General features: G+C 52.3%; 10 protein-coding genes. 6 read left to right on the forward strand and 4 right to left on the reverse strand.

Translation table 11 applies throughout. From position 1 onward, the window contains the following. Window positions 1-95 precede the first annotated feature (95 nt). The 3 genes from B3P58_RS08365 (at window position 96) to B3P58_RS08375 (ending at window position 2482) form a co-directional block, all read left to right on the forward strand. Window positions 96-986, forward strand: coding sequence for a M23 family metallopeptidase (locus B3P58_RS08365; RefSeq protein ID WP_286716970.1), 891 nt, complete (start codon window positions 96-98; stop codon window positions 984-986). Next, complete coding sequence (locus tag B3P58_RS08370) at window positions 979-1188, forward strand: hypothetical protein (RefSeq protein WP_145470493.1); 210 nt, start codon at window positions 979-981, stop codon at window positions 1186-1188. The genes B3P58_RS08365 and B3P58_RS08370 overlap by 8 nt, the downstream gene beginning before the upstream one ends. An 82-nt stretch (window positions 1189-1270) precedes the next feature. Then, a complete protein-coding gene (locus B3P58_RS08375) occupies window positions 1271-2482 on the forward strand; it encodes an HD-GYP domain-containing protein (protein WP_145470491.1) in 1212 nt (403 codons plus the stop codon). Window positions 2483-2500: 18 nt separating this feature from the next. Here the strand turns inward: B3P58_RS08375 and B3P58_RS08380 are convergent, their stop codons facing one another. Next, the gene (locus tag B3P58_RS08380; protein WP_286716971.1) at window positions 2501-3061 is read right to left on the reverse strand and encodes an acyl-CoA thioesterase; all 561 of its coding nucleotides are present in this window, start codon (window positions 3059-3061) and stop codon (window positions 2501-2503) included. Next, window positions 3058-3951 carry an acyl-CoA thioesterase gene (locus B3P58_RS08385; RefSeq protein ID WP_286716972.1) on the reverse strand — a complete coding sequence of 298 codons (894 nt, stop codon included), beginning with the start codon at window positions 3949-3951 and terminating at the stop codon, window positions 3058-3060. Before B3P58_RS08385 ends, B3P58_RS08380 begins: the two co-directional genes overlap by 4 nt. Window positions 3952-4767: 816 nt before the next feature. Here B3P58_RS08385 and trmA point away from each other — a divergent pair. The 3 genes from trmA (at window position 4768) to B3P58_RS08400 (ending at window position 8287) form a co-directional block, all read left to right on the forward strand. Then, on the forward strand, window positions 4768-5907 hold the full coding sequence (trmA, locus tag B3P58_RS08390; RefSeq protein WP_286716973.1) for a tRNA (uridine(54)-C5)-methyltransferase TrmA: 1140 nt from the start codon (window positions 4768-4770) through the stop codon (window positions 5905-5907). Next, window positions 5904-7292 (forward strand): ATP-dependent RNA helicase DbpA, encoded by a 1389-nt coding sequence (gene dbpA, locus B3P58_RS08395; protein WP_286716974.1) that lies wholly within the window; start codon window positions 5904-5906, stop codon window positions 7290-7292. The genes trmA and dbpA overlap by 4 nt, the downstream gene beginning before the upstream one ends. A 371-nt stretch (window positions 7293-7663) precedes the next feature. After that, on the forward strand, window positions 7664-8287 hold the full coding sequence (locus tag B3P58_RS08400) for a GNAT family N-acetyltransferase (RefSeq protein ID WP_286716976.1): 624 nt from the start codon (window positions 7664-7666) through the stop codon (window positions 8285-8287). 30 nt (window positions 8288-8317) lie between these two features. Here B3P58_RS08400 and B3P58_RS08405 read toward each other — a convergent pair whose 3' ends face one another. Both B3P58_RS08405 and B3P58_RS08410 read right to left on the reverse strand, forming a co-directional pair. Beyond that, window positions 8318-10147 (reverse strand): sensor histidine kinase, encoded by a 1830-nt coding sequence (locus B3P58_RS08405; protein WP_286716977.1) that lies wholly within the window; start codon window positions 10145-10147, stop codon window positions 8318-8320. A gap of 101 nt (window positions 10148-10248) precedes the next feature. Further along, window positions 10249-12459, reverse strand: coding sequence for an EAL domain-containing protein (locus B3P58_RS08410; protein WP_286716979.1), 2211 nt, complete (start codon window positions 12457-12459; stop codon window positions 10249-10251). Window positions 12460-12705: the final 246 nt, after the last annotated feature.

The raw sequence follows: 12705 nt of genomic DNA on the forward strand, positions 1-12705 counted from the left end.
CACACTCTCAGCGCCTTGTTTGAGCATTTTTTAGCCGATAACAGGCCTGTTTAATTAGTGTTAACAGGCCCTAGAAAAAACCAGCGAGGATTAACATGGCCGAACTCTTTCACAGCATGATGCAGTTTATCGTCTCGCTGTTCGCCGCCGGTTCGATCCAGAGCGCCACCCCGGTTCCTGCCGAAGGGCCCCTGCCGTTACAACAGAGTATTCCCGGCGGCCTGACGGTTATTCCTGTCGGCTATGGTATTCAGCCACCGCAGGTAAGCTTCAATCAACAGAATGTGATGGTCATCCGCCCGGACGAGCAAAAACCCTGGCTGGCCATGGTTGGTATTCCACTCAGTCAGCAGCCCGGCGAAGCCAGCATCAAAGCCGGCAATAAAAACATCCGTTTTACCGTTAATGACCACGCCTACCCTGAGCAGCATCTGACGGTTAAAAAGAAGCATGTAAACCCCAGCGCCGCAGAGCTGGCGCGTATCCGCAAAGAACAGGCACAGATGGCGGCGGTTTATACCAGCTTCAGCCCGGCACGCCCGTGGCAGCCTATGGCCTGGCCCATTCGTGGCGATATGAGCAGCGCCTTTGGCCTGAAACGCTTTTTTAACGGTGAACAGCGCAACCCGCACAGCGGGCTGGATATTGCCGCAACAACCGGCACGCCCATTCTGGCGCCGGCGGATGGTAAAGTGGTGCTGACCGGTGACTTCTTTTTTAACGGTAACAGCGTCTTTATCGACCATGGCCAGGGGCTGATCAGCATGTTCTGCCATATGAGCGTTATTGAGGTTAAAGAAGGCGAAGAGATTATTGCCGGTGAACGCCTTGGTCAGGTCGGAGCAACCGGCCGCGCCACCGGCCCTCATCTGCACTGGACAGTCAGTCTGAACAACGCCCGCATTAATCCGTTGCTGCTGATTTCTCCTCTGCAGGGTGGCAAAATTCTGTCAGCCACCGGACAAACAGGAGCTGCACATGAGTGATAAAAAACACCCCGGCACCGCTGGTTTACTGCCGGTTAAAGGCAGCGGCTGTGGCATCCGTCCCGACCCCGATGCACTGAATGACGATACCGGCTTTGATTTCAGTGCCGCCCGCAAATTACTGCAGCAACAGGATGAGCGCACCACGACCACTCCTGCTGAAGAAAGCAGCAATCCAGACACATCATCGCCGGTAAAATAGGCCGGCAATTACACCTTCCGATAAGACCGCCGACGGACGATCAGTGTCTATACTCAGAAAAGCCCTTTTCTGAAAGTCCGTTATGATCAAAAAAATCTCCGTCGACCAGCTCAAGCCAGACATGTATGTCTCAGACCTGAACTGCGACTGGATTCCTCACCATAACTACCAGAAAGAAGGTCGCATTCCCGACCAGAGCATTGTCGACGAAATCCGTCGCCGTGGTATCCGCGAAGTGTATATCGACACCAGTCGCGGTCTGGATGTCGGCGATAATGCTCTGACCGCCGCCGAAGTGGAGCGTGCCAACCAGCAGGCACTGGACAAAGCCGCCACCCTGAAACCCGATCAGAAAGCCCGCAGCGGTGTGCAGGAAGAGCTGCTGAAAGCGAATAAAATCCACACCCAGGCCAAAGGTCTGGTCAGCAATGTACTGAAAGATGTGAAGCTTGGCCGCGCCATCGATGTAGAAGCCTTCGACCGTCTGGCCGATGGTATGGTCGATTCGGTGCTGCGTAATCACAACGCCCTCGCCTGCCTTGGCCGTATCCGCGAAAAAGACAATTACCTGCTCGAACACTCCATCAATCTTGCCGTTCTGATGGGCATCTTTGCCAAAAGCCTGAAGATTGACCGCGAGACCATGCACCAGGCGGTGGTTGGCGCCATGCTGCATGATATCGGCAAAGTGATGATCCCCGACGAGGTACTGCATAAACCCGGTAAACTGAACGACGATGAATTCGCCATTATGCGCAACCACGTGGTATTCAGCCGCGAGCTGCTGAAAAAGACACCGGGGGTGAGCGAGCTGACCATTAAAGTCGCCGCCCAGCACCACGAGCGTATTGATGGCAGCGGCTACCCGGAAGGCCTGCACGACTGCGATATCTGCCGCGAAGGAAAGATGTGCGCCATTGCCGATGTCTACGATGCCATCACTGCCGACCGCGTGTATCACAAAGGCTTGCCACCGACGATGGCGCTGAAAAAACTGCTGGAATGGAGCGGAACCCACCTTGACCAGACACTGGTACACCGTTTTATCCGCTCAATGGGCATTTATCCGGTAGGTTCACTGGTAAAACTGAAAAGTCAGCGGCTGGCGGTGGTGATTGAAGCATCCGAAACCGATCAGCGCCTGCCACTGGTAAAGGTTATTTATAACACCAGCAGTCAGCGTTACCTGCCGGTTGAGATCATCGACCTGAGCAAACCGACCACTCAGGACGAAATACTGCAGGCCGTAGACCCGGCCCGCTTTGGTATCCGCCTGAACGACTTTATCGCCTGAAACAGAACCCACACAGCATCAGCTGCTGCGTTCTTCTTCCGCCTGCCGTTTGGCTCCCAGCAATTCGATTTTGGCCAGCACCTCAAGCGGTGCCGGTGGCGCTTCCTGCAACTCATCCGGCTCATTTTTCAGACGCGCGACGGCCCGCAGCATGCTCGCCAGCGAGCGCACCCGGCCGCCCTTCAGCACCGCAATGCGCGCCAGCGCTTTAGCATGTAAACGGCCATCGACCAGAAAACGATGCTCCATATAGAAATACTTACGGTCCCAGTGCAGCACCCGGCTTTCCACATCCACCAGCGCCAGCGGTTTGATCTCACGCACAAAGGTTAAAGTCTGGCTGGCCAATACCGAGCGCCAGCCCTTGCGCACAAATAATGGGCCGGTGCCCAGGCGCAGAAAAAACTCGGTGCGCGCCAGATCCAGCCAGGCCGGATAACGGGTATTGGTTAAATGCAGATTCAGGTCACAATCCCAGGGCAAGACGCGGAAACGGGTATGAAATACATCCAGCGCCGTTGCCGGTCTGGCCCAGGGACGGCGGGCAAACATCAGGGCCGAGCGCAACATCTGGCTCATGCTTTGCTTTCACCGGATTTGGCGTTCAGATCAATCTTGCGCATCAGACCTTCCTGCGCCACCGAAGCCACCAGCTCGCCCTTCTGGTTAAACAGCTGACCGCGACAGAAGCCACGCGCACCACCGGCATTGGGGCTGTCGATGGCATACAACAGCCATTCATCCATACGCAGCGGACGGTGGAACCAGACGCTGTGATCGAGGCTGGCCACCTGCATGTCTTTCTGCGATACCGATACCGCATGCGGGTGCAGCGCGGTGGTAATCAGGTTGAAGTCGGAGGCATAAGCCAGCATGGTGGCGTGCACATTGGGGTTATCGCCCATGGGCGCATCGGCCTTCATCCAGGCGTATTTCACCGGTTCTTTTTTCTGTGGCGCAAAAATATTCACCGGGTCGAGCACGCGGATTTCAATCGGCTGGTCGGCGGTGTAAATATCGCGAACCCGCTCCGGGAAGTAATCGCGGAACATGCGCGCCAGTTCCAGCTGCGACGGAATGCCTTCCGGGCCTTTGATATCGGGCATCAGATTCTGATGCTCAAAGCCCGCTTCCGGATGCTGGAACGAGCACATCATGGTCAGAATCGCCTTGCCGTTCTGGCTGGCTTTTACCTGCCTGGTGGCAAAACTGCGGCCATCGCGCAGTACATCCACTTCAAATTCAACGCTGTCGGTCACTGTACCGGGACGCAGAAAATAAGCATGCAGTGAGTGTGGGGCCCAATCGCCCTCAGTCAGCGTCTGAATGGCTGCCGATAAACTCTGCCCCAGCACCTGACCGCCGAACAAATTACGGAAGCCCAGATCCTGGCTCTGACCACGGAAACGGTTTACGCCAATGGCTTCCAGCTTTAACAGCTCAATCAATTCTGCCAATACATTGCTCATACTAAACCCTGCCTTAACGGGCGGACGCGGGCGGACGTTACTGCCCTGACGCCACCTTTTCTTATTAAAATCATCGCTGGCGGGCACTGTTGACCGGCCTGACCAGCTTTTTCTGTTTGTTAGGGCCTGTCGACACTAAGTAAATCCGGCCTGCTGAGAGCCAGTTTTTCTCAGAACAAGGAGAGAGGAGTGATATTAGCGGGCTAAATGAATGACGAACGACGATGTTCATGGGGAAAACTGGCCTCAGCCCGAAGGGTTATGGCTAAAAATCCCTCATCCAGCGTTGCTGCTCGCTCGCTTAACCCGTTAGGCCACACTCTCAGCGCCTTGCCTGAGATATTTTTAGCCAATAACAGTCTGTTTAATTAGTGTCGACAGGCCCTAATGTTTCACACAATACGGATTCAGTACGGCGACACATTGGCCGCCGTGACATCCTCTGAATGAAGCCCTGATTGGATAAACCAATCATCCATCTGCGTCTTTATCTCACAACATGGCAGTCTGGCCCAGTGCCGCATCTGACAACCAGACCTGCTAAAAGGCTGAAATTGCCATTCCCGGGTCATTCAGGGGAGATTATCCGTGCCTGAGCGGCGACAAAGCGGCATCCGGAGGTTAAAACCGGCATCCTGAGGTTAAAAGATGCACAATAGCGTGCAATCCGTATAATACGCGGCCTTTTTGCAATGGGATTTTGCCTCCGCCCGCATCCGCAGATGCAGCGCGCCCCGGGGCCAAACCCGCGTAAACAACGATACACAGGCACAATGCACCCGACTTCCGCACAACCCGATTTCACACAGGCGACCTATGCAACAGCGTGACCCCTACCAGCACCATGTAAACCCTGAGCATTATGCCGAGCTGCTGGAGGTAAAAGCACAGCGTCTGCGCGATCTGTTTGCCGACTTTAATCCGCCGTCATTACAGGTGCATGCCAGTGCCCCGAGCCATTTCCGCCTGCGCGCGGAATTCCGTCTGTGGCACGATGGCGACCGCTGTTTTTACGCCATGTTTGAGCCGGGCGATAAAAGCAAAGTCTATGAAGTGCGTGAGTTCCCTATTGCCTCACGCCTGATCAACGAGCTGATGACCCGCCTGCTGGAAGACATCCAGCCGAACGAGCTGCTGCGCCGCAAACTGTTTCAGGTCGAGTTTTTAACCACCCTGAGCGGTGATGCCCTGATCACGCTGATTTATCACAAGCCATTAGGCGATGAATGGCGCGCCGAAGCCGAAGCACTGCAGGCCCGTCTGGGCTTCCCGATTGTTGGCCGCTCGCGTAAACAAAAGCTGGTGCTGGAACGCGATTATGTGAACGAGGCCCTGCAGGTGGACGGCAAGACCCTGCACTACCGCCAGATTGAAGGTGGCTTCACCCAACCCAATGGCGAGATGAATCAGCAGATGCTGAGCTGGGCACGTTCTGCCGCGGCTGACATCAACAATAGTGATAACAACGGCGAGCCGTCATCCGACCTGCTGGAGCTGTATTGCGGCAACGGTAATTTCTCCATGGCACTGGCCAATAGCTTCCGCCGCGTACTGGCGACCGAAATTTCCAAAACCTCGGTCGCGGCCGCCCAGGTCAATATCGCCGATAACCAGCTTGATAACGTAGTGATTGCGCGTTTATCCAGCGAAGAATTTGTGCAGGCCCTGCGCGGCGAGCGCACCTTTGAGCGGCTGTCTGGTGTCGATTTAAGCAGCTACGATTTCCGTACCGTGCTGGTCGATCCGCCACGCGCCGGGCTGGATGATGAATCGGTGAAACAGGTGCAGGGCTACGACAATATTATTTATATCTCCTGTAACCCCAATACCCTGCACGACAACCTGCAGGTGCTGTGCAACACCCACGAGATCAGACGCTTTGCGCTGTTTGATCAGTTCCCCTATACCGACCATATCGAAACCGGTGTGGTCCTGACCCGGAAAAACCCTTCATGAACAGCACCGCATCTTCATCCTTCAGTCAGCTCGATCTGCCTGCCAGCCAGTTGCAGAATCTTGAGCGCATGGGCTACAGCCAGATGACGCCGGTACAGCAGCAGACTCTGCCGGCGGCACTGGCCGGTCAGGATATTCTTGCCCAGGCCAAAACCGGCAGCGGTAAAACCGCCGCCTTTGGTCTGCCGTTATTAAGCAAAATTAATCCGCGCTTTTTTGGTGTGCAGGCGCTGGTATTGTGCCCGACCCGCGAACTCAGCACTCAGGTGGCGGAAGAAATCCGCAAGCTGGCACGCTTTCAGGCCAATATTAAAGTGGTGGTGCTGTGTGGCGGTGTGTCAATTGGCCCACAAATCGGCTCGCTGGAACACGGCGCGCACATCGTGGTCGGCACACCGGGGCGGATTAAAGATCACCTGCGCAAAGAAACCCTGAAAATTGATCAGGTGCAAACACTGGTGCTGGACGAAGCCGACCGCATGCTCGATATGGGTTTTACCGACGACATTCATCATATTGTGGCGCACACCCCGGCCAACCGTCAGACCCTGCTGTTTTCGGCCACATATCCGGAAAACATCAGCCAGTTAAGTGCCGAATTTCAGCACAACCCGCTGAATGTCAAAGTCGAAGCCGTGCATCAGAGCAACAGCATCGAGCAGCATCTGGTCATCTGCGAACGCAATGAAAAAGAACAGGCACTGGCACGGGTATTAAGCCACTTTGGTATTCAGCAGGCCGTGGTGTTCTGCAATACCAAACAGGCAACCGAAGAAGTCACCCAGATATTGCGCGATATGGGGTTTATCGCCCTCGCCCTGCACGGCGATCTGGATCAGCGTGACCGCGATCAGGTCTATGTGCAGTTCAAACAGAACAGCACCAATTTTCTGGTGGCAACCGATGTCGCTGCCCGTGGTCTGGATGTCGATGATCTGCCAGCGGTGATCAACTACGAATTACCGCGCGACCCGGAAGTCTATGTACACCGTATCGGCCGTACCGGCCGCGCCGGTAAAGAAGGTCTGGCAATCTCTATTGCTACCGAACGCGAAGACTACAAACGCGCCGCCATTGCCGAACAACAGGGCCGCGATATTCCGCTGATGCCAATCAGTGAACTCAGCGATGTTATGCTGCAGGCAGAAAAGCCAGCCAACGTCAGCCTGTGTCTGGCGGCGGGTCGTAAAGATAAACTGCGCCCCGGCGATATTCTCGGTGCCCTGACCTCACCCGGCGGTATTGCCGGCAGTGCTGTCGGTAAAATTGAAGTACTGGATTACGCCGCTTATGTTGCAGTCCAGCGCGATCAGGCCAGAATCGCCCTGAATCATCTGCAGAAAACCCGTATTAAAGGCCGTGCTATTAAAGTGCGCCGGGTTTAAACAGCAGGTAATGAGCGTAAAAACGGCTGCCGGTGCAGCCGTTTTTTTTATTTACGTCACAGACATTACGAGAAGTGCCAGAAGCAGCAGCGCAGCGAGAAAAAGAAAAATATTCCCCAGTCCGCGACTTTCAGCCAGCTCCTGCTGATAACACTGAATAAAGGCTTCCAGCTCAGCGCCATCAGTAATATCCCGGCAATGCGGACAAGCTCTGGCCAGGTGAGGGAAAGATCGCATGCAACGTTGGCATTTTTTGGTAAACCGGATTTTAACCGGCAGTGGCATCCCTTTCATATGTCCTTCTGTTTAATATTTTAGAAGTCATATCGTGACCGGTTATAATACGGCCAACTTTTGTCCAGCAGCAGAGTATGAATGATACTATGAATTACACCGTCATGCCTGATTCTTCCTTTTTACATCCTCTGCTGCTCCAGCCTTCGGCAGACGCCGATGTACCGGCACTCTGTGCATTGATGAATCTGTGTTATCGCGGCAGCGAAGACGGCACTGAAACGCAATTACAGGGCTGGACTTCAGAAGTCGGTCTGGTCGCTGGTCAGCGTATTCAGCCCGACGATTTACTCGCCTTTATTCATCGTGCGGATGTGAATTTTTTCTGCATTAAAAATAATGCCGACATTATCGCCTGCTTTTCTCTGATACTGAAAAACGAATCCACTGCCGCATCGATACCCGCGGACAACCAGAGCCGCTGTGAATTCGGCAGCTTTGCCGTACATCCGCACTATCAGGCACAGGGGCTGGGTAAGCAGTTACTATCCTGGGGCGAAACCTTCGCCTCTGATCTGAATTGCACAACCATGCAGATGCAGGTACTGGCACCACGGGAAGATTTAATTGCCTATTATCAGAGACGCGGATATCAGCTGACGCCCTCACGGGCTCCTTTCCCCAAACAACTGGCGGTCGGTACACCATTGCAGGATGCATTGAGTCTGGTGCTGATGGAGAAAACCCTGCCGGCATCATAGCAGAGCGGCAAACAACAAAAACGAGGCCGATTAATCGGCGCTGATATGGCGCGGGAAAACGATCAAAAAGGACAGCCCGCCCTCTGCTGGTTCTTCGGCTCGAATACTGCCATGCAACAGACGCGTTACCCACTGATGGACAAGGTGCAGACCCAGTCCGCTTGAACCCTGCCCCCGGGCACTGGTCACAAACGGATCAAACATCCGGCCGGCAATATCCGAGCGCACCCCGCTGCCATTATCTGATACGCGCAATATCACCTGATCCTGCTCATTAGTCTCAGCACGGAGTTCGATCTGACCGCCCGTCATATCAGCAAAGCCATGCACCACGGCATTAACAATAAGGTTTTGCAGTATCTGTGAAACAATACCCGGATAACCGACAAGACGGAGGTCTTCGGCAATATGTGTGACGACTTTTACACCAGAGTGGGTGAGCATAACCTGTAAAGAGCGCAATAAATCGTCGCATACCTGGCGCAGACGAAATTCAACGATATCGTCACTGGCACGGTCGATTGCCAGACGTTTAAAACTCTCAACACGGATTTTTGCCCGTTTCAGATTCTCATCCAGTAATTTAAGTCCTTCCTGACTGTGGAGAATATAATCGGCCAGCGCCTGACGGCTTAATCCCGTATCAACAGCCTTAGTCAGCTGGGTCAGATGAGTTTCCAATGTTGATGTTAGCATCAGTGCTCCACCTACCGGAGTATTAAGCTCATGAGCAACGCCTGCGACCATCATCCCAAGCGCAGATAATTTACGCGTTTCAACCAATTCATCCTGCAGAATACTTTGCTCGTACAAGCTGATATCCAACTTTGCATTTGTAACTTCCAGTGCTTCTTTTTCCTGCTGGAGTTGTCGGTTAAGCAGGTAACGCTGGTACTGTTGCAGTAAATCATGGTGCAGCAAACGGCCACCAACCAGAATGATAACTGCGGCAAGTAATAATCCTGGCCATATCGACCGCCAGTTAACAGCCGACATAAATTCTGCCGTTGTCTGCACAATCAAATAGACCGGTGTGGCACTCTCCTGACTGGTGGATTGCCCAAGATTTATTTTCATGGCACTGATTAACTGACCAGCAAGAACCTCCCCTGAAATAACAGAAATTTCCCGCAGGCGTTTCCACAAAGCCTGATTCTGCATGCTCAGGTTATACTTATTCTGACCGAGGTCATGCCCCCACTCCTGCTCGGCTTGAGGGTGCAGAACCCAGTAACCACCTGCATCGGCAATCAATAAGGCTGACTGTTCCTCTGATAAATTACGCAGGGATTCCAGCAAGCGGCGAAAATCATAATTAATCAATAGCAGGCCGGGTTGTTTTCCATCATCAACCCCAGTACGGATACCGGCACGGAGTGTTGGTTGATATGGCTGGACAATGGCTCCGTTTTCAACATTCAGATCCAGTCCGGAAAAATACACTGCTGGTGGTTCTACCTGCATTGCATCACGAAAATAATAGCGACTGGCTTTATTCTGCAGCTCTGAATCTGGTAACTGACGCACGGAATCTTTATCAACGTCGATACGCACCCGCTCATTGCCCTGAATATCAAGCCAGCGGATCTGCAGAACATTGTCCAGAGATTGAGCAAACCCTGAGAATCGTTGCGCCAGAATCGCGGTGTTGATTGGCCCTTCAGCGCTCAGCCCCTGATGAATATCACGATCATGGTAAAGCAGTGAGACAATATTACGCACATCGCCCAGCTCCCGGCTCAGGTGCACCGAGGCCGAAGCGATAATATGATCGTGCTTTTCGTTAATATCGTGGATATATGACTGGCGTAATAAATAGTTGACGGTAAATGCCGATACAAAAGCAATCAGTAACAGCAATAAGAGAAGCCGGATGCCCTGCTTTCGCTGTGCGGGAACAGAATAGTATGGAAAAACAGAAAGAGCCTCGGCGGCAAAACCAGAGGCCGGCTCCGTATGTTTCAGCGGTTCGTGTGAAGCCATGCAATCGCATCATCCACTGTCATTGGCCGGGAAAACAGATAGCCTTGCCCGACAGAACAACCAACCTGTTGTAACCACTCGCTCTGAGCTTTGGTTTCTACGCCTTCAGCAACAATATGATAGCCAAAACGCTGACCTATTCTTACAACCATTTCAACCGCATGCCGGTCTTCTTCTGACTCTTCGATTCCCTGAACAAAAGACCGGTCTATTTTTAATGTGGTTGCAGGTAGTCTGGTGATATGTGCAAGCGAGGAATAACCCGTTCCAAAATCATCGATGCTGACAGACATTCCCAATGACATAAACCGGCGCAGCAATGTATCAAAACCACGGTAGTCGGTCATAGCCTGTGATTCTGTTACTTCAATATCCAATAAAGCAGGGTTGATACTCTTCTCTTCAATAGCCTGAAAAATACTCTGGATATAATCGCGGTTATTTAAATCTGATACGCTGGCATTAAATGATACCGGTAGTTCAAAACCAGCATCAGCCAGCTGTTTTATGGCAGCAAAGGTCAGCTGAAGCACATGAAGATCAAGACTGCGGATTAACCCGGAGGCCTCTGCGAGGGGAATAAAAACATCCGGTGGAATATAGTCGCCATTGCTGTTCCGCCAGCGTACTAAGGCTTCAAAACCCAGTACCTTATTGTTCACCAATGCCACTTTAGGCTGCAGCATAATGAAGAGATCGCGATTCTGTAATGCCTGCTGTAACTCAAGTAATTGCAGATGACTGGCGGTTATTTTTTCGCGATAGCCCGGTGTATAGCCAATTAAGTTCAGGTTGTAACTTTCTCCTACTGACAACGTAACCTCAGCCAGATGTAAGGTTTCCTGAGGAGAAGCATCCTGAAGTAAATTCAGTTCGATTTTACAGAAGATTAACTGAATATGATGCTGCACGCCGGATAGCATCAGCGGCTGATCAAAAATCTGCAGTAACAACTCATCATCGGGCTGGCTGTCATGATTAAAAACCAGAGCAAATGAGCCTGTGCTGATCGTTGAAAAACAGCTGAATCCCGGCAGTTTCTGCCGCAAAGCTTCGCAGGTTGCTTTAAGCAGATTGTCACAATAGCGCTCACCAAAGGTGATCATCGCATCCTGAAAGCTTTTGATCTTCACCAGCAGCAGCACATTGTCGCGCCGGTCATCGTCGTTCAGAGAATCCAGCTCACGCAGTAAACCGTTACGGTTACGAATATTCAGAAGATCATCAAAATAGGCCAAACGACTGACACGATTAAGCAGGGCAACGTTAGAAAAGCCACTGCGCACATTTTCGCTGAAAACCCGCAGCAAATTAATATGGGCAGGAGTCAGTTCTGCAATACCATCAACCAGAACCAGATATTCGGCCCCATCAATAGCATGGGTTTCAAAATAAAGAACTGTATGATCTGCATGAAACTGGTGGCATTGCGCAGTAATGGCCGACCTTAAGGTCGCCATCCGTTCATCAGCCGGAAAATCCGTAAGGTTTTTCTCAAGCATGCCATGATAGTCGACAGTCGTTGCGATCACCCTGGCATCACTTAACTGCATATTGCGGAAATGCCCCATACAAACAATACCGCTGACTCCCGCACCAATAATACGGCCAATATTAGTCAGTACTGCCTGGGTCAGTGAACCCAGTTCCTGTTTGCTGTGCAGATTACGGGAAGCATCTAATATCAGCTGCAAGCCCCGCTGCGCGCGGTTCAGCTCCATCATGTAGTGCCAGGTACGCAGATGACTGCCCACCACAGAATGCAGCTTTTCGCGGTTCAGGTCCGCTTTGTTCCAGTATTCATCAATGTCGTACTGACGCATGACGTCAGCCTCAGGAGCCACACCGGGTTGTCCGGTCAGCAGCACGATACGGATTGCCGAGTTGCCCAGAACCTCGCGAACAGAGCTGACCAGTCGCAGGCCGGCGTCATCCTGCTCCATCACCACATCCAGCAGCATTACGGCGATATCGTCATGCTCCCCGAGCAAATCGGCTGCCTGCGCAGCAGAGGCCGCGGTCAGAACCTCAACATCCTCACCTTTGAATTGCAGACCGCTTAAACCATGCAGCAATGAAGCCTGATAGACAGGATCATCTTCAACACTGAGAATCTTCCAGCTGGCATGAGCCTGTAGCGGGAATGTTTTACATTCATCGTCACTGAAAACGAAGGCATCATTAGACATGTGTGTGCTGTCCTTGTCTTACCGGATCAGCGGAAGCTGAACCGATGAACACTGAATATTGAGCTTTATATAGTTATAGGAGATAGCATCGGATGCTGCCATTGATAACAGCTATCAAAAACAGCTTTCTGACTGTTTTGATGATAAATCCAGTAAGAAGCGCAGATTAACATGTCAATTCCCGCCACTGAGCGTGATATTGAGGTTTTCCGCTAAACACTGAATCGGAAATAAAACTGATTTTTC

The sequence above is a fragment of the Thalassolituus sp. UBA2009 genome, assembly GCF_002335285.1.
Lineage (GTDB): Bacteria > Pseudomonadota > Gammaproteobacteria > Pseudomonadales > Oceanobacteraceae > Venatoribacter > Venatoribacter alkanivorans.

What these genes read in the sequence shown, in the direction of transcription:
- trmA (WP_286716973.1), top strand. Translation starts at nt 4,768, where the DNA reads ATGCAACAGCGTGACCCCTACCAGCACCATGTAAACCCTGAGCATTAT.
- B3P58_RS08375 (WP_145470491.1), top strand. Translation starts at nt 1,271, where the DNA reads ATGATCAAAAAAATCTCCGTCGACCAGCTCAAGCCAGACATGTATGTC.
- B3P58_RS08400 (WP_286716976.1), top strand. Translation starts at nt 7,664, where the DNA reads ATGAATGATACTATGAATTACACCGTCATGCCTGATTCTTCCTTTTTA.
- dbpA (WP_286716974.1), top strand. Translation starts at nt 5,904, where the DNA reads ATGAACAGCACCGCATCTTCATCCTTCAGTCAGCTCGATCTGCCTGCC.
- B3P58_RS08365 (WP_286716970.1), top strand. Translation starts at nt 96, where the DNA reads ATGGCCGAACTCTTTCACAGCATGATGCAGTTTATCGTCTCGCTGTTC.
- B3P58_RS08385 (WP_286716972.1), bottom strand. Translation starts at nt 3,951, where the DNA reads ATGAGCAATGTATTGGCAGAATTGATTGAGCTGTTAAAGCTGGAAGCC.
- B3P58_RS08370 (WP_145470493.1), top strand. Translation starts at nt 979, where the DNA reads ATGAGTGATAAAAAACACCCCGGCACCGCTGGTTTACTGCCGGTTAAA.
- B3P58_RS08410 (WP_286716979.1), bottom strand. Translation starts at nt 12,459, where the DNA reads ATGTCTAATGATGCCTTCGTTTTCAGTGACGATGAATGTAAAACATTC.
- B3P58_RS08380 (WP_286716971.1), bottom strand. Translation starts at nt 3,061, where the DNA reads ATGAGCCAGATGTTGCGCTCGGCCCTGATGTTTGCCCGCCGTCCCTGG.